Origin of the sequence: Streptococcus sp. HMSC077D04 (assembly GCF_001808785.1) — a bacterium.
GTDB classification, from domain to species: domain Bacteria; phylum Bacillota; class Bacilli; order Lactobacillales; family Streptococcaceae; genus Streptococcus; species Streptococcus mitis_BX.
The window spans coordinates 1-542 of sequence record NZ_KV794457.1; the positions used below are offsets into that span (position 1 = coordinate 1).

1 protein-coding gene is annotated in these 542 nt (G+C 32.7%); it reads left to right on the plus strand.

The window, feature by feature from the left end; translation table 11 throughout:
- Window positions 1-169 precede the first annotated feature (169 nt).
- Window positions 170-542: helix-turn-helix domain-containing protein (locus HMPREF2701_RS00190; RefSeq protein WP_070481745.1), on the plus strand; the 373-nt coding region annotated here is incomplete at its 3' end.

Sequence of the window (542 nt, forward strand, 5' to 3'; positions counted from 1 at the left end):
GAAGAAACTTTGGACGACACATTAAAGGAAGCTAAAAATCAACTTCATAAAGAACAATTGGAGAAGAATTTAGAGAGATTTAGGAAAAATAGCCAATAATGCACCAAAAATGGTGCATTTACTTTTTCTAAATGTTATAATGGTGGTATAAAAATAAAAGGAGTTTGCCATGATTGGAAAGAACATAAAATCCTTACGTAAAACACATGACTTAACACAAGACGACTTTGCCCGAATTGTAGGAATTTCTCGAAATAGCTTGAGCCGGTATGAAAATGGAACGAGTTCAGTCTCTACGGAACTAATAGACATCATTTGTCAGAAGTTTAATGTATCTTATGTCGATATTGTAGGAGAAGATAAAATGCTCAATCCTGTTGAAGATTATGAATTGACTTTAAAAATTGAAATTGTGAAAGAAAGAGGAGCTAATCTATTATCACGACTCTATCGTTATCAAGATAGTCAGGGAATTAGCATTGATGATGAATCTAATCCTTGGATTTTAATGAGTGATGATCTATCTGACTTGATTCATACGA